This window comes from Gaetbulibacter saemankumensis DSM 17032, from assembly GCF_000425645.1.
Lineage (GTDB): Bacteria > Bacteroidota > Bacteroidia > Flavobacteriales > Flavobacteriaceae > Gaetbulibacter > Gaetbulibacter saemankumensis.
Window position 1 is genome coordinate 664558 of the sequence record NZ_KE384430.1, and the last position, 15830, is coordinate 680387.

Annotated in this window: 16 protein-coding genes; 9 read left to right on the top strand and 7 right to left on the bottom strand. The window is 34.6% G+C overall.

Going from position 1 to position 15830, the window contains the following annotated elements; genetic code table 11:
* Positions 1-82: 82 nt before the first annotated feature.
* The 7 genes from atpG to H611_RS0109545 all read left to right on the top strand — a co-directional run bounded on the left by atpG (position 83) and on the right by H611_RS0109545 (position 7495).
* Entirely contained in the window at positions 83-943 is an 861-nt protein-coding gene (gene atpG / locus H611_RS0109515; RefSeq protein WP_027138148.1) for an ATP synthase F1 subunit gamma, read from the top strand.
* Between the two features lie 167 nt (positions 944-1110).
* The gene (locus H611_RS0109520) at positions 1111-2535 is read left to right on the top strand and encodes an oligosaccharide flippase family protein (protein ID WP_027138149.1); all 1425 of its coding nucleotides are present in this window, start codon (positions 1111-1113) and stop codon (positions 2533-2535) included.
* 1 nt (position 2536) lies between these two features.
* A complete protein-coding gene (gene dut / locus H611_RS0109525; RefSeq protein WP_027138150.1) occupies positions 2537-2971 on the top strand; it encodes a dUTP diphosphatase in 435 nt (144 codons plus the stop codon).
* Positions 2972-3027: 56 nt separating this feature from the next.
* A complete protein-coding gene (locus H611_RS0109530) occupies positions 3028-4047 on the top strand; it encodes a nucleotidyltransferase family protein (protein WP_027138151.1) in 1020 nt (339 codons plus the stop codon).
* Between the two features lie 120 nt (positions 4048-4167).
* Positions 4168-5499 carry a tetratricopeptide repeat protein gene (locus tag H611_RS0109535; protein WP_245574787.1) on the top strand — a complete coding sequence of 444 codons (1332 nt, stop codon included), beginning with the start codon at positions 4168-4170 and terminating at the stop codon, positions 5497-5499.
* Positions 5499-6266: a DUF4292 domain-containing protein gene (locus H611_RS0109540; protein ID WP_027138153.1), complete on the top strand. Its 768-nt coding sequence runs from the start codon at positions 5499-5501 to the stop codon at positions 6264-6266. Before H611_RS0109535 ends, H611_RS0109540 begins: the two co-directional genes overlap by 1 nt.
* Entirely contained in the window at positions 6266-7495 is a 1230-nt protein-coding gene (locus tag H611_RS0109545) for a murein hydrolase activator EnvC family protein (RefSeq protein WP_027138154.1), read from the top strand. The genes H611_RS0109540 and H611_RS0109545 overlap by 1 nt, the downstream gene beginning before the upstream one ends.
* Before the next feature lie 51 nt (positions 7496-7546).
* Here H611_RS0109545 and H611_RS0109550 read toward each other — a convergent pair whose 3' ends face one another.
* Both H611_RS0109550 and H611_RS0109555 read right to left on the bottom strand, forming a co-directional pair.
* Positions 7547-8062, bottom strand: a complete 516-nt coding sequence (locus tag H611_RS0109550) for an acyl-CoA thioesterase (protein WP_027138155.1) — start codon at positions 8060-8062, stop codon at positions 7547-7549.
* 76 nt (positions 8063-8138) lie between these two features.
* Entirely contained in the window at positions 8139-9074 is a 936-nt protein-coding gene (locus H611_RS0109555) for an HU domain-containing protein (protein WP_027138156.1), read from the bottom strand.
* A gap of 102 nt (positions 9075-9176) precedes the next feature.
* On the opposite strand from H611_RS0109555, the gene dprA reads away from it, so the two are divergent.
* A complete protein-coding gene (gene dprA, locus H611_RS0109560) occupies positions 9177-10277 on the top strand; it encodes a DNA-processing protein DprA (RefSeq protein ID WP_027138157.1) in 1101 nt (366 codons plus the stop codon).
* Here the strand turns inward: dprA and trpS are convergent, their stop codons facing one another.
* Positions 10278-11246, bottom strand: a complete 969-nt coding sequence (gene trpS, locus H611_RS0109565) for a tryptophan--tRNA ligase (protein WP_027138158.1) — start codon at positions 11244-11246, stop codon at positions 10278-10280.
* 76 nt (positions 11247-11322) lie between these two features.
* Between trpS and H611_RS0109570 the strand changes: the two genes are divergently transcribed.
* A complete protein-coding gene (locus H611_RS0109570) occupies positions 11323-12060 on the top strand; it encodes a lysophospholipid acyltransferase family protein (RefSeq protein ID WP_035483725.1) in 738 nt (245 codons plus the stop codon).
* Positions 12061-12144: 84 nt separating this feature from the next.
* Here H611_RS0109570 and H611_RS0109575 read toward each other — a convergent pair whose 3' ends face one another.
* From H611_RS0109575 to recA, 4 genes are all read right to left on the bottom strand, one after another.
* Positions 12145-13635: a porin family protein gene (locus H611_RS0109575; RefSeq protein ID WP_027138160.1), complete on the bottom strand. Its 1491-nt coding sequence runs from the start codon at positions 13633-13635 to the stop codon at positions 12145-12147.
* Entirely contained in the window at positions 13635-14177 is a 543-nt protein-coding gene (locus tag H611_RS0109580) for an RNA polymerase sigma factor (RefSeq protein ID WP_027138161.1), read from the bottom strand. The genes H611_RS0109575 and H611_RS0109580 overlap by 1 nt, the downstream gene beginning before the upstream one ends.
* Positions 14178-14194: 17 nt before the next feature.
* Positions 14195-14617 carry a hypothetical protein gene (locus H611_RS0109585; RefSeq protein WP_027138162.1) on the bottom strand — a complete coding sequence of 141 codons (423 nt, stop codon included), beginning with the start codon at positions 14615-14617 and terminating at the stop codon, positions 14195-14197.
* Positions 14618-14724: 107 nt separating this feature from the next.
* Positions 14725-15735, bottom strand: coding sequence for a recombinase RecA (gene recA, locus H611_RS0109590; protein WP_027138163.1), 1011 nt, complete (start codon positions 15733-15735; stop codon positions 14725-14727).
* Positions 15736-15830: the final 95 nt, after the last annotated feature.

The window sequence follows — 15830 nt, forward strand, 5'->3', positions numbered from 1 at the left end:
TCCTGAATGTCAATCGCATTCAGGATCTCATTATTATATAAAGAAGGTTCTGAATTTAATTTCAGAATGACAAATTCAAATTATGGCAAACTTAAAAGAAATACGTAACAGAATTACATCGGTGTCATCTACGATGCAGATTACCAGTGCCATGAAAATGGTATCGGCTGCAAAGTTAAAAAAGGCACAAGATGCTATTACTGCAATGCGTCCTTATGCAGATAAGTTAACTGAGCTTTTACAGAGCTTAAGTGCAACTTTAGATGCAGATTCTGGAAGTGCGTTCTCAGAACAACGCGAGGTAAGAAAAGTGTTAATCGTAGCTATAACTTCTAATAGAGGTTTGGCAGGTGCCTTTAACTCTAATATAATAAAAGAGGTTAATAACTTAACGACTAATACTTACGCTAATAAAGATGTGTCTTATTTGGCAATTGGTAAAAAGGCTAATGATGCTTTTAAGAGAACCAATAAAGTGATTGCTAATGAAAGTGCGTTATTTGACGACTTAACTTTTGATAATGTTGCTGAAATTGCACAATCATTAATGGATAAATTTGTGGCGCGTGAGTTTGATAAAATTGTAGTTGTGTATAACAAATTCAAAAATGCAGCAACTCAAATCGTGACTACGGAGCAGTTTTTACCAATTTTACCTGTAGAGGTTGAAGGAAATACAACATCAGACTACATTTTCGAGCCATCTAAATTAGAAATTGTAGAACAGTTAATTCCTAAGTCTTTAAAAACACAGTTGTATAAAGGTATTAGAGATTCTTATGCCAGTGAGCATGGTGCACGTATGACCGCAATGCATAAAGCAACCGATAATGCAACGGAGTTAAGAGATCAGCTAAAATTAACTTATAACAAAGCTCGTCAGGCGGCCATTACTAACGAAATCCTTGAGATTGTTGGTGGAGCTGAAGCTTTGAATAACTAGAAACTTACACTGGATTTATTTCAGTTGTTATATACAGAGAGCCTCACGTAAAGTGGGGCTTTTTTAATTATACCGTAGGAATGCGTTTTTAAGCTTTTGATATACAACTTATCTTTGGTCATCAAAGCCTAAAAACGTACATTTAGCAAACGAAATCTACTTTCTAATTGGGCACAATAAAAAAGTTCTTCAAAGACACCATAATTTATGGTCTGGCAACGGTTTTGCCACGGCTTATGAATTTTATTCTGGTTCCTCTGCATACGGAAACCCTCGGAACGGTTAGTTATTCTGATAATACCACCTTTTATGTGTATGCGGCCTTTTTTAATGTTTTACTAACCTATGGTATGGAAACCGCTTTTTTTAGGTTTTTTACCAAAAGTGAGGAAAAACAAAAAGTGTTTTCTACAGCTTTAATTAGTCTAGGTGTTACTACCTTATTGTTTTTACTAGTTGTATTTTCTTTTAGCACGGAATTAGCCGAATTCGTAAACCTAAAACAAAGCTATTTTAATCTCTTATTGGGCGTTTTGGTGTTAGATACCATTGTTGTTATTCCATTTGCTTATTTAAGGGCTACAGGACGTCCTATTAAGTTTACAGCAATTAAACTGAGTAATATTATTATTTATGTTATACTAAATTTTTTCTTCCTTTGGGCGGTTCCTGTATTTGGTATAAAATTTTCAAATTATGATAGTAACGATCTGGTTAAATATATCTTTATTGCTAACCTGGTAGCTAGTGGCACAACCTTTTTATTACTAAGTCCCTATTTCTTTAAGACCAAATTAGTATTTAGCATATCAATTTTCAAACAGTTACTCAACTATGGCTGGCCCATAATGGTTGCTGGTTTAGCTTATGTAATTAATGAAAATTTCGATAAATGGCTTTTACCTTCTGTATTAGGAAAAGAAATAAATGGAGCTTACAGTGGGTGTTATAAAATAGCTGTTTTTATGACCATTTTTGTTCAGGCCTTTAGGTTAGGGGCCGAACCATTCTTTTTTAATCATGCCAAGGAGAAAAACGCCAAAGAAACCTATGCGCAAATTATGAAGTATTTTGTTATCTGTGGGAGTTTAATGTTGGTGTTTATTATTGCTTATGTAGATATTTTTAAAATGCTCATTGTTCGTAATGAAAGTTATTGGGTAGCCATTAATATCGTTCCTATAGTGTTATTAGCAAATTTGTGCTTGGGAATCTATTTTAACCTGGCCATTTGGTATAAACTAACCGATAAGACACGTTATGGTATGTATTTATCGGTTGTTGGTGGAGTTGTTACCATTCTGTTTAATGTATTTATGATTGAACGTATAGGTTTTATTGCAGCGGCCTGGGCAACTTTATTAGCTTATGGGTCTATGATGATTCTGTCTTATTTCTTTGGACAAAAGCATTATGCTGTGCCTTATAATTTAAAACGTATAGTAACTTATTTAAGTTTGGCTGTTGTTTTATCGGTAGTAGCTCTAAATACAAATGAGAACTATTATATAAATACCGCTTTAGTTTTAGTATTTTTGGCAATGGTTTTTTACCTGGAAAAAGAAGAATTAAAACAATTGATAAATAGATAATATGCAAATTAAAATTATAAATAAATCAAGTCACGAGCTGCCTAATTATGAAACTTTAGCTTCGGCGGGAATGGATTTACGGGCGAATCTGTCGGAACCTAGAGTGTTAAAACCTTTAGAACGTAGTATTGTTGGTACCGGTTTGTTTATAGAATTACCAGTTGGTTATGAAGCACAGGTTAGACCTCGTAGTGGATTGGCAGCTAAAAAAGGAATAACCGTTCTAAATGCTCCGGGAACTGTTGATGCCGATTACCGAGGGGAAATAGGCGTGATTTTAGTGAATCTTTCTAATGATGAGTTCGTAATAAATAATGGCGAACGTATTGCGCAACTTGTGATAGCTAAGCACGAACGCGCTGAATGGGTTGCTGTAGATGAATTAACAGAAACAACCAGAGGAGAAGGTGGTTTTGGCAGCACCGGTGTGAAATAATTGCCTGTTTAAGAGTTGAAATTATAAAGCGAACTAAAGAAGACTTAGTAGTAAATATGAAAATAATAGTACCAATGGCGGGACGCGGGTCTCGTTTACGTCCACATAGTTTAACTGTACCAAAACCTTTAATTCCTGTAGCAGGACAGCCCATAGTACATAGATTGGTTAGAGATATTGCAAAAGTATTGAATGAACCTATTGAAGAAATAGCCTTTGTTTTGGGTGATCCGGCTTGGTTTGGAGATGATGTAGTTGCAAGTTTGGAAGCATTAGCCACCAGTTTAGGGGCTAAAGCGTCTATTTATCGTCAGGATTTACCTTTAGGAACGGGACATGCCATTATGTGTGCAAAACCTTCTTTATCAGGCCCGGCGGTAATTGCTTATGCCGATACACTTATTCGTGCCAAATTCGATTTGGACCAGATGGCTGATAGTGTGATTTGGACTAAAGAAGTTGAAAATCCAGAGGCATACGGCGTCGTAAAATTAAATGAGAGTGGTGACATTGTAGAATTGGTCGAAAAACCACAAACGTTTGTAAGTAATCAAGCCGTAATTGGTATTTATTATTTTAAGGATGTTGCTGTTTTAAAAGATAAATTACAAGAAATTCTTGATGAGAACGTTACCAATGGAGGCGAGTACCAAATTAATGATGGTATTAAGCGCATGATGGCCGATGGTAAGATATTTAAAACAGGTACTGTAGATGAGTGGATGGATTGTGGAAATAAAGCAATAACTGTTGAGACTAATGGTAAAATGCTTGATTTCTTAAAGGAGGATGGTGAAGAACAATTAATCGCCGATTCAGTTCATTTAGAAAACGCGAATATTATTGAACCTTGCTTTATTGGTGAGGATGTGGTGTTAAGGGATGCTACGGTTGGACCACATGTGTCAATTGGTAACGGTACAATCATTGAAAATAGCACCATTAAAAATAGTTTAATTCAGACCCATTCAAGCATTAAAAATGCTAATTTGGATTATGCTATGATTGGTAATAATGTCAAGTATAATGGTGAGTTTTCAAGTGTAAGTTTAGGGGATTATTCAGAATTGGAGTAATTTTATATTATTCTGGGATGTATGTATATCAAATTTAATTTGGAATAGTATTTGAATTAATTAAGGAGAACACGTACTTAAACGTGGTTATTTATGAAGGTTAAAATCAGTATATTATTAATGTTTTTAGGAATAGTGTTTATTCCTAAAATGTCATATACGCAAGTTGACTTCAATAAAAGACCCGATGATGATTTAGGAAATGTTGAAGATGAATTTCAGGAATGGTTTTATGAAGCCCTAAAACAAAAAAGTATTGAGAATTACGATCGATCGGTAACGGCGCTTTTAAAATGTGTTGAGCTAGATAAGTCGGTACCAGTTTTATATTTTGAATTAGGTAAAAACTACATGCGGCTTAAAAATTTTGGAGCCGCAGAAGATGCCTTTAAAAAAGCAGTAAGCAAGGATCCTGATAACGAGTGGTTCCTTGACGAATTATATGGTTATTATATAACGCAAAATGACTACGATAAGGCCATAAAAACGGTAAAGCAGTTAGTTAAATATCATCCGGATTACAAAGAAGATTTAGCCTCTCTTTATGTAAGAACACGAAATTATGATGACGCTTTGGAACTCTTGGATGAAATGGATTCAGAATTTGGTATATCCATATCTCGAGACGTTATGCGCAATCAAATTTATAATGTAACGGGGCGTAAAAAAGACCAGATTAAAAATCTTCAAGAACGTGTTGAAAATAACCCGGAAAAGGAATCAAATTATTTAGCCTTAATTTTTAGATACAGCGAAAATAATGAAAAAGATAAGGCTTTCGAAACGGCTAAGGAGTTATTAAAAATTAATCCGAATTCACAGTTGGTGCATTTGGCACTTTACAAGTTTTATCTGGACGATGATAATGCTGAAAAAGCTATCGAATCTATGAAAATTGTTGTGAAGAGTAGTGAAATTAAGCCTGAAGCAAAACTTAAGGTCTTAACCGATTTCGTTCATTTTGTTGGGCTACACCCGGAATATGAAAACGATTTGGTTGAAGCTACTGCTTTGGTAAGTGATACCGATAACAAAAGTTTAATCGAATTAGGGCAGTACTATTTAAGTAAAGACAATAAGTCTAAAGCCCTCGAAAATTTTGAAGCGGCCTTAAAACTGGACGATAGTAATTTTAATGTTCTTCGAAATGTATTGTTGTTATATATCGATTTACAAAAGTTTGAAATAGCTGAATCAAAAAGCAGAGATGCTTTAGAGAAGTTTCCGTCGCAACCACTATTTTATTTAATTAATGGTGTGGCTTTAAATCATTTAGATAAATCGAAAGATGCTATTGAAGTTTTAGAGATGGGCTTAGATTATATTATTGAAGATCAAAAAATGGAGTCAGACTTTTACAAACAGTTAAGTCTGGCAAATGCAGCTTTAAACCATAACGAAAAAGCAAAAAAGTATAGCCTAAAGGCAAAACAATTAGAACCCTCAAATTAATGAACAAAATAAAATACATCATCTTAACCGTAATGGCGATTGTGGTGTTTAATTGTAAGTCTACTAAAAACCTCAGTACAGGTAATGCAAATTTCAACCTGTCTACCAAGCAGCTTATTAAAGAAAATACAAAGCAAAAACCAGAGTTTAAAACATTGCAGTCCAAGCTTAGAATATCTTTTACTAAAGATGGGAGTTCTCAAACACATTCTGTTAGTTTCAGAGCTGAAAAGGATAAGGCTATCTGGATGAGCGCTACATTTTCGGTAGTTAAAGCATTAATTACACCTGAGGAAGTAAGCTTTTATAATAAGTTGGATAATACTTATTTTAAAGGAGACTATAGTTATTTGAGTAATCTTTTGGGAACGGAATTGGATTTTGATAAGGTTCAGAATTTATTATATGGTGAAGCTTTATATAGTTTAAAAGAAGGTTCTTATAAGGCATCAGTAAACGAAGAGGTTTACATATTGGAACCACGTAGACAAAATGACTTATTTGAGATTTTTTATTTATTAGATCCAGTTCATTTTAAATTGAAATCCCAGCAAATTTCGCAACCAAGTGAATACAGACATTTGCAAATTGATTATACGTCTTTTCAAGAAGTGCAAAAGGAAAAAATTCCTGAGCGCATTCGGGTGATAGCTGTTGAGGCCAATGATGAAGTTATTATCGATTTGGAATTTAAAAATGTCATGCTTAATCATAACGTAAGATTTCCGTTTAAAATTCCATCTGGGTTTAAAGCCATAGAATTGTAATGAAGCAGTATAACGCTATACATAAAGTTATTGTTTTGTTTGTTGTTTTATGCAGCTGTACCTTTGTTGTCGCGCAGAGTAGTAAACAGAAAGAGCTGGAAACACGGCGACAAGAATTGCGTCGGGAAATTCAAAAAATAAGTGCGCTGCAGGCAGAGAACAAATCCAAACATCAGTCTGAATTATCTGTAGTAACAGGACTGAATTATAAAATTAGTGTCTTAGATAATTTAATAAAAGTAACCAATCAGCAGGCAAATTTACTTACCCGGAATATTGATGCAAATCAAAAGAAAATAACGGCATTGAGGGATGAATTAAAAGTCTTAAAAGAAGATTATGCCGATATGATAGTGAAGTCTTATAAAAGCAAAAATGAGCAAAGTCGTATCATGTTTTTATTGTCTTCCGATAATTTTAAGCAGGCTTATAAGCGTCTTCAGTATATGAAGCAATATACAGAACATCAAAAACAGCAAGGGGAAGAAATAAAGGTTAAAACAGCCGAATTACAACAAACCAATGCCAGCTTGTTAAAGCAACAGGAGGAAAAGCGGAAGATCATAGCTGAAAATAGAAAAAATCAGAATGAATTGCAGCTTGAGCGAAATCAGCATCAGGCATTAATGAAATCTATAAAGAAGAATCTTTCTAAGTATGCAGCAGAGATTCGGCAAAAGCAACGTGAAGCTAATAAAATAGATGCTGAAATTAATCGTATTATTAAAGCTGCTATTGCTAAATCGAATAGAAAGGCAGGTAAATCCTCGAGTTCTTCAAACTTTGCCCTAACAGCAGAAGAAAAGGTGCTCGCTGCTAATTTTGTTTCTAATAAAGGGAAGTTGCCTTGGCCGGTATCGCGTGGTTACGTAACGGTTGGTTATGGTACACAGCCGCACCCTTTAAATAGATCGTTAACTATTAAGAGTAATGGCGTTCGAATTGCTACTGAAAAAGGAGCTGATGTTCGTGCCGTATTTTCGGGAGAAGTTATTGCCATAGTATCACTTAAGAATGTAAACCCTATTGTTATGGTTAAACATGGTAACTACATTACAGCCTATAAAAACTTATCTAAAGTTTATGTAAAGGAAGGTCAAATGGTCGATACCAAGCAGCGTTTAGGAACCGTTTTTACAAACCCTGCAAATGGAGAATCTATTTTAAGTTTTATAATTTCGAAAGACGGCAATACACAAAACCCGGCATCCTGGATATATAAAATGTAAAATCCCAACTGAAGTCGGGATTTAAATATATGATATTGTTTTACAGAAGTCTTACTCTTCCATAAAAAGGGCTTTTAATTCGGTAGCTTCACTTGGTTTTATTTTTCCAGAAAGTAATAAGCTTAATTGTTTACGGCGCAAAGCGGCATCGTAACGTGATTTTTCTAAATCGGTTTCTGGTATTACTTCAGGAACTGATACAGGACGACCAGTTTCATCAACAGCCACGAAGGTGTAAATTGCCTCGTTTGCTTGAGTTCTATTACCTGATTCACGGTCTTCAATCCAAACATCAATAAAAACTTCAATAGAAGTTTTAAACGCGCGGGAAACTTTAGCCTCAACAGTTACAACACTACCTAGTGGTACCGCTCGGCTAAATGCCACATGATTTACGGATGCTGTTACCACAATACGTCGGCTATGGCGTCTAGCTGCAATTGATGCTGCTCGATCCATACGGGCCAATAGTTCGCCTCCAAATAGATTATTTAATGCATTGGTTTCCCCGGGTAAAACCAAATCGGTAAGGGTGGTTTTAGATAGCTCTGGTGTTTTAGCTTGCATATGGCGCTTTTTTTTGCAAAGAAAAGGAATTTAAAGGTTTCTAATAATTGATTTAAGATATTATTAGAAATAAAAATTAGTCTAATTTCTTAACTAATAGCCAAGCATCCTTGTTATGCGATTGTTTGATGTCACGAAGAGCCTTTAAAGATTCTAAACGGTCTTCATAACTTGCATAAACCACCTCATGTAAACCATATTTATTAGTTCCTATTTTTCGAGCTGGATAGCCTAATGCTTTTAATTGTGCTATTTTTTTATCACAGTTTTCCTCAATTCTAAAAGCACCAGCAACGATGTGGTAATTACCGGTTTGTTTCGTTACATTAAGTGTAATGGCTGGTAAAGGATTTAAACTAAAAGTCGCTTGTTGTATTTGCGTGTCTAACTGTTTCGTGGCTTCTTCCTGAGCTAATTGATTGTGTTCTTCAATTTGATTTACATAAAAATTAGAAGCTACCAAACCACCAAGTGTTAAGGCAATCACTGCCACTGCCGCATACTTAAAGTAAGGTCTGTTTTTTCTTCTTTCTGGCGTAAAAGTTAGAGGAACAATTTTTTCAATCGCTTCAACCTCTTGCTTCAGGGATTCACGAGTAACCGATGGCGATATAAATTGGGATAAGCCAAAAGAATCTGTTAAATAATTCAATTGATACGATGGCTCGAATAAAATTTTACCTTCGGCATTTAAAACAATCTCACCAATATTTTTAAAAGATAATGTTTCGCCTTGCGTTAACTGCGTTTTTATATTTTTAACACGTTTCGCAATTTTTTCATTGGCAACTTCAAACGAAATACCTTCAACGTCGGCAATATATGTGGCTAACAAGCCATCGTTTTTTTGAATTTGCTCATTAAACAATATACTTTTTTTCGGAGGAAAGAAAGTATTTGTAGAATTATCTATGGTTGCAGATTCTCGTTGTGTTAAAAAGGCACCAAATTCTGGCAGGGTAACACATTCGTATCGATATAATAAATCGCTGATGTAGGTTTCTAATTGCATAAAAACAAAGTTAAAAAAAATGCTTTTCAATAAAAATAAGAAAATACTATTTATTAACAGTATAAAATTTCTTTTCTTGTACTTAAAAATCAATATTTTACCATGTCTGAATCTGATTTGCTCTACATTTTGGCCTTGCAACATGTGCCTAATATTGGCGATATAACGGCTAAACGCTTAATAAACCATTGTGGTTCGGCCGAAGCAGTTATAAAAGAAAAAAAGTCGAATCTCTTAAAAATTGATAATATAGGAAACTGGAGCTTAAGTGAATTGTTTAATGAACAATATCTTAAAGACGCTGAAAAGGAACTTGAGTTTATTTCTAAAAATGATATTAAGGTAAGTTATTTTCAAGATTCAAATTATCCTTCAAGATTAAAGCATTGTATTGACGGACCGATACTTCTTTTTGAAACGGGATCTATAGATTTATTAAATAGGCCTGTTATCAGTATTGTGGGTACTCGAAAAATTACCACAAGTGGGATAGCGTTTTGTGAAGAGTTAGTGGAAGCTCTGGCGATATATAATCCGGTTATTGTTTCAGGGTTTGCTTATGGTACCGATATAACGGCACACAAGGCGGCAATAAAAAATGGATTACAAACAGTGGGGTGTTTAGCTCATGGTCTCAATCAAATATATCCCAGGGTGCATAAGAAATACATGGTAGATGTGGAGTCAAATGGTGGCTTTTTTACCGATTTTTGGAGTATCGATAAATTCGATAGAAATAATTTTTTGAAGCGTAATCGTGTTATTGCTGGATTGAGTGAAGCAACAATAGTTATTGAGTCGGCTGAAAAAGGAGGAAGCTTAGTCACAGCCGATATAGCACATTCTTACAATCGCGATGTGTTTGCCGTTCCCGGAAGAGTTAACGACATACAAAGTACTGGTTGTAATAATTTAATAAAATATCAAAAGGCCCATATGCTTACAACACCTTTAGATGTGCCATATATTTTAAACTGGCAGCTCGAAAATGCTTCGAAACCAAGTATTCAGAAACAATTGTTTGTTGAACTTGACGATCACGAAAAACTTATTTATAATTACCTGAAAGATGATAAACAGCTATTAGATTCTATAGCAATAAATTGCGACCTGCCTATTTTTAAAGTAGCCAGTATTCTTTTGAATATGGAATTAAAAGGTGTTATACGTCCGTTGCCAGGAAAAATGTTCGAGGTAATTTAATTAATAACCCGCCTTTTCTCGAACACGTTTAATGACCTCGTTAGCTACAGTTCTTGCTTTTTCGGCACCTAAATGAAGAGCTTTGTCTAACGCATCTAAATTATCCATATAATAATGGTAACGCTCGCGTTGCTCAGCAAATTTATCCACGATGAGCTCGAAAAGAGCCTGTTTAGCATGACCGTATCCATAATTACCGTTTTCATAATTAGCTTTCATGGTTGCAACCTGCTCTTCGTTAGCTAATAAACTGTAAATGGCAAAACAGTTACAAGTACTCCAGTCTTTTGGAGCTTCCAAAGGTGTGCTATCGGTTTGAATAGACATGATTTGTTTACGCAACTTTTTGTCATCTAAGAATATATTGATGAAGTTATTGCGTGATTTACTCATTTTTTCACCATCAGTACCCGGAATTAACATAGTGTTTTCCTGAATTTTCCCTTCAGGAATTACAAAAGTGTCTCCCATTTTTGCATGAAAACGTGAAGCTACATCGCGCGTCATTTCAATATGTTGCAATTGGTCTTTTCCAACGGGAATAATTTCGGCGTCATACAATAGGATGTCGGCAGCCATAAGCATTGGGTAAGTAAACAATCCAGAATTTACATCTTCTAAACGTTCGGCCTTATCTTTAAAACTATGGGCTAATGTTAAGCGTTGGTAAGGAAAAAAGCAGCTTAAATACCAAGATAATTCAGTCGCTTGAGGTACATCACTTTGACGGTAGAATACGGTTTTTTCAATATCTAAACCAAATGCTAACCAGGTAGCAGCTACAGAATAAGTGTTGTGGCGTAATTCCTCTGCATTTTTAATTTGCGTTAATGTGTGCAAATTTGCAATGAATAAATAGGAGTCATTTTCCGGTTGTTCGGCCATATTAATAGCTGGGATAATTGCTCCTAAAATATTTCCTAAGTGTGGTGTTCCTGTACTCTGTATACCTGTTAGTATTCTTGCCATTGTATATTGTAATAAGAGGCACAAAGGTAATTTTTTTAATAGAATTGCTCAATACTATTATGTATTTTTGATTGCGATGAAATTTTTTAAATACATTTTCTGGATTATTTACCGTGTTTGGTTTTATGTGCTCATCGCCATACCAATAGTGGTTTTGTTTCCTTTCTTATTAATTTCTATTTTAAAGGAGTCCTGGTATCCGTTCTTTTTTAAATTGGCTCGTATTTGGGCAAAATTTATTCTGTTCGGTATGGGCTTTCGGGTTAGCATTATTCGAGAGCAATTATTAGATGTTCATAAAAGCTATATGTTTATCGCCAATCATACCTCCATGACCGATATTATGCTTATGTTGGTAGCTGTGAAAAATCCGTTTGTGTTTGTCGGAAAAAAAGAATTGGCTAGCATTCCTTTATTCGGATTTTTCTATAAGCGAACCTGTATTTTGGTTGATAGAAATTCGGTCAAAAGTAGGCAGGCTGTATTTTTAAGAGCACAAAGGCGGTTAAGGTCTGGACTGAGCATTTGTATTTTTCCGGAAGGTGGAGTCCCAGAAGAACATATTGAATTAGACGAATTTAAAGATGGTGCTTTTAGGTTAGCCATTAATCATAATATTCCAGTAGTGCCTTTAACTTTTATAGATAATAAAAGACGATTGTCTTACACTTTTTTTAGTGGCGGTCCGGGAATTATGCGTGTTAAGAAGCATCGGTTCCTGTGTACTGAAGATTTGACAATAAAAGATACAAAAGTGCTTAATGAAACCTCCCGAAATATTATTTTGAGTGAATTAAGAGTTTATAATAAATAAAAAAAAGCTGCTTTGGGGAGAGCAGCTTTTTTAAGATATTGATTTCTGAGCTTAAAAAATCAATATCAAGGTCTAACCAAAAACCTAGAATTTTATGGCGAATCCAGTATAAACTCCAATAAAATAAGGGGTAAAATCACCGTATGTTTTATTAAAGGTGTTTAATTGATATTTAAATATTGGCTCAAAGTTAAAATCTATTTTTTTAGAAACCTGATAGTTAAAACCAACACCAAGGTTAGCGCTATAGCTTAAGTTATTGATATTATTGGCTTCACCCAACAGTGTTCTAGATCCTCCTTGAGGTTCGGAATATATTCTATTGCTATTCAGAAATAACGAGCTAAATCCTCCAATAATATTGACGCCTAGTTTTTTATTCACTAAGGCATATTCAATTTCTAATGGGACCTCTATATAACCGATAGATTGATTTATACTGGTATTTACAGTGTTAAGAGCAATCGTATTGTTCGCGGCTAAATTTTCTTTACTAATAAAGGACATGTCTCCTTGCGGATTAATATTAGAGGTCTTAATACTTGGAATGGTTCCAGTGCCAGCAAGGGTGCCAACTGATTGGAAGGCAATAACATTTTCGGTATTGTACCCTAAATTGACTCTGTTTATCCCAGAGCGGATTTTTATTTTATTGTTTACAGCATAACTTGCATTAATACCGTAGCTCATATTTAATTCGCCAGACTTTGGACTGTTACTAAATTGCATATCTATTGATGAGCCTGAACCTAAACTATTAAAATATACAGGAGCTATGTTAGGTGCTAGCGCCCAGCGATTATTTTTCTTTTTAACGTTTACGATATCATCGCTTGATGCTGCTATTTGTGTAGCTGCTATAGCTTCTTCAATAGTAATTTCATTAGTAATTTCATTAGTATTTGAATCCTCTTTGGTTTTCGCAACACTAGAGGGGTTTTCGTAAGTGTCTATAATAAGTTTTTTTGCTTTTCTGGGTTTAACTAGCAATGGATTTTCTTCATTATTACGAGGTGTATTTGAAGATGTATTATTATTAGCTATAATGGCTGCTGTCTGATTTTGAGCATTCTTGGGTGCTAAAGGATAATTCGATTTTTTTAAAGTCTTATTATCGCTGGAATTTGAACTAGCAGTCTCTGATTTTGCTATTGTAACATCTTCAGAAGAAGTTAAGCTTGAATTTTGATTCTGAATTTTTGAGGTATTATCTGAAGTTTTTTCAGCATTTGAATTGCCGTCATCAGAATTATTAGTTACAAATTGATCACTTCCTGAGGTCTCTAAATCTTTAATTAATATATTTTCAGGCAGATTTGTTTCCGTGTCAACAACCTGATTATTTATATTATTGTTGTAATCTTGGTTGTTAAAAATAGTATACCCTGTGGTTAATAATAGTAATAATATAGCAGCGGCTCCAGCATAACGCCACCAGACTGGAATAACGCGGCGCTTTTTGTTTTTCGATTTAAGTTCGGCTTCAATATTTTTCCAAACAGCATCCTTTGGAGTTGCTTCGAAATCTTTTAAGCCTTCCTGAAATAGCCGGTCTATGTGTTTTTTATCATTCATTATAATGATTTTAAGCGCTCAGTTGATTTGTAATCTTCTATAGTTTGCTTCAAAATTTGCCGAGCACGTGCTAAATTCGATTTAGAGGTGCCTGTGCTAATATTGAGCATACTAGCAATATCTTTATGCGAATAACCATCAAGAACGTAAAGGTTAAAAACCAAGCGGTATCTGTCTGGCAACTCTTGTATTATTTTTAATAGATAATCAATAGAAATAGTGTCTTCATCCAGATCTATATAATTATCTTCTAAGGTGTTTTCGTTGGTTATATCGAATACCTTCTCCTTTCGGTATTCTTGTAAAACCCTGTTTATTGTAACACGTTTTAACCAGCCTTCAAAAGAACCTTTGCCTTTGTATTGTCCAATTTTATCGAAAATGGTTAAAAATGATTCTTGTAAATTGTCCTGTGCTTCAGTATAGTTACGTGAATACTTCAGGCACAAAGCAAATAATTTACTCGCATAGAGTTTATATAATTCACTTTGTGCCCCAGTATCATTCTTTTTACATTTTTCTATGAGTTGTTTTAAACTCAAATTGAACGCATATTAGTTTAACTTTCAGTTTCGCCTACAACAGGAACTTCAATAATTAAATATTGGTCTTCACCTTGTTCGTCTTCACCTTGCCAAAATTTAAATACATAAGGACCGCTACCGGTAACTACAAAGTTAAATGAAGATTCTACAAGTTCAGCATCAAAATCTTCACAATCATCTTTTTCTAAAACATAGGTTACAGGAGCAACCGTACGTTCATTAAATACTTTTTTATAATAGAACTCTCTAAAATAGTGGCAGGTTGTAGGTCTAAGATACGAAACTGTAATTGGGTAGGTTTCTCCGTAAATAAATTCTTCAGGAATTTCTACACTTTCTACAGGTAATATTTCATAATAAAAATCATACCCGTCATCATTACTACAAGCCGTAAATAAAAATAAAATTAAACCTAGGGCGAATAACTTCTTCATCATAAATAAAATTAATGTTTAAACAATTTTTTATTTGTAGATGCATTAAGAATTAAATGGTTGCGTGTAAGGATATAAAAAAATCCCGCTATTGCGGGATTTAAATTTTATTAGCCTTCCGAGGCTGCTTTGGCAATGGCTCGAACTTGTGTTTCGAGCTCATCCATTAGTTCCGGATTATCTTTTATAAGTGTTTTTACAGCATCACGCCCTTGCCCCAGTTTGGTGTCGCCATAACTAAACCAAGAACCGCTCTTTTTAATAATGTCGTTTTCAACGGCGATATCAAGGATTTCACCAACTTTACTAACGCCTTCGCCATACATAATGTCGAATTCGGCTGTTTTAAATGGTGGAGCAACTTTGTTTTTTACAACTTTAACACGTGTTTTGTTACCGGTCACATTACCATCGGTTTCTTTTATCTGAGTAGAACGACGAATGTCTAATCTAACAGAAGCATAGAATTTTAAGGCGTTACCACCGGTAGTTGTTTCAGGATTACCGAACATAACACCAATTTTTTCACGTAATTGGTTAATGAAGATAACGGTACAATTAGTTTTACTTATTGAAGAAGTTAATTTACGTAATGCCTGAGACATTAAACGCGCGTGAAGTCCCATTTTAGAATCTCCCATTTCCCCTTCAATTTCACTTTTTGGTGTTAGTGCCGCTACAGAGTCCACTACAACAATATCAATAGCGCCAGAACGAATTAAATTATCGGCAATTTCTAAGGCTTGTTCACCATTATCGGGTTGAGAAATAATAAGGTTATCCAGGTCAACACCAAGTTTTTCAGCATAAAATCGATCGAAAGCATGTTCAGCGTCAATAAAAGCAGCAATACCTCCGGTTTTTTGAGCCTCAGCAATAGCATGTAATGTTAAGGTTGTTTTACCCGATGATTCTGGTCCGTATATTTCGATAACACGCCCACGAGGATACCCACCAACGCCTAAGGCAATATCTAAACCTAAAGATCCTGATGAAATGGCATCAACATCTACAACCGCCTGGTCGCTCATTTTCATTACAGTACCTTTTCCGTAAGCCTTATCTAACTTATCAAGTGTAAGTTTAAGTGCTTTTAATTTTGCATCTTTTTCGCTACTCATTTCTTTTTTATATTTTTTCTAAACTAATACGCTAAAATATAACAAGTTTTATCATCATACAATTTTATCACGCAACCTTTTTACACATTTTGCAT

What these genes read in the sequence shown, in the direction of transcription:
- H611_RS0109575 (WP_027138160.1), bottom strand. Translation starts at nt 13,635, where the DNA reads ATGAATGATAAAAAACACATAGACCGGCTATTTCAGGAAGGCTTAAAA.
- atpG (WP_027138148.1), top strand. Translation starts at nt 83, where the DNA reads ATGGCAAACTTAAAAGAAATACGTAACAGAATTACATCGGTGTCATCT.
- H611_RS0109540 (WP_027138153.1), top strand. Translation starts at nt 5,499, where the DNA reads ATGAACAAAATAAAATACATCATCTTAACCGTAATGGCGATTGTGGTG.
- H611_RS0109535 (WP_245574787.1), top strand. Translation starts at nt 4,168, where the DNA reads ATGTTTTTAGGAATAGTGTTTATTCCTAAAATGTCATATACGCAAGTT.
- H611_RS0109585 (WP_027138162.1), bottom strand. Translation starts at nt 14,617, where the DNA reads ATGATGAAGAAGTTATTCGCCCTAGGTTTAATTTTATTTTTATTTACG.
- H611_RS0109550 (WP_027138155.1), bottom strand. Translation starts at nt 8,062, where the DNA reads ATGCAAGCTAAAACACCAGAGCTATCTAAAACCACCCTTACCGATTTG.
- H611_RS0109530 (WP_027138151.1), top strand. Translation starts at nt 3,028, where the DNA reads ATGAAAATAATAGTACCAATGGCGGGACGCGGGTCTCGTTTACGTCCA.
- trpS (WP_027138158.1), bottom strand. Translation starts at nt 11,246, where the DNA reads ATGGCAAGAATACTAACAGGTATACAGAGTACAGGAACACCACACTTA.
- H611_RS0109555 (WP_027138156.1), bottom strand. Translation starts at nt 9,074, where the DNA reads ATGCAATTAGAAACCTACATCAGCGATTTATTATATCGATACGAATGT.
- H611_RS0109545 (WP_027138154.1), top strand. Translation starts at nt 6,266, where the DNA reads ATGAAGCAGTATAACGCTATACATAAAGTTATTGTTTTGTTTGTTGTT.
- H611_RS0109570 (WP_035483725.1), top strand. Translation starts at nt 11,323, where the DNA reads ATGAAATTTTTTAAATACATTTTCTGGATTATTTACCGTGTTTGGTTT.
- dprA (WP_027138157.1), top strand. Translation starts at nt 9,177, where the DNA reads ATGTCTGAATCTGATTTGCTCTACATTTTGGCCTTGCAACATGTGCCT.
- recA (WP_027138163.1), bottom strand. Translation starts at nt 15,735, where the DNA reads ATGAGTAGCGAAAAAGATGCAAAATTAAAAGCACTTAAACTTACACTT.
- dut (WP_027138150.1), top strand. Translation starts at nt 2,537, where the DNA reads ATGCAAATTAAAATTATAAATAAATCAAGTCACGAGCTGCCTAATTAT.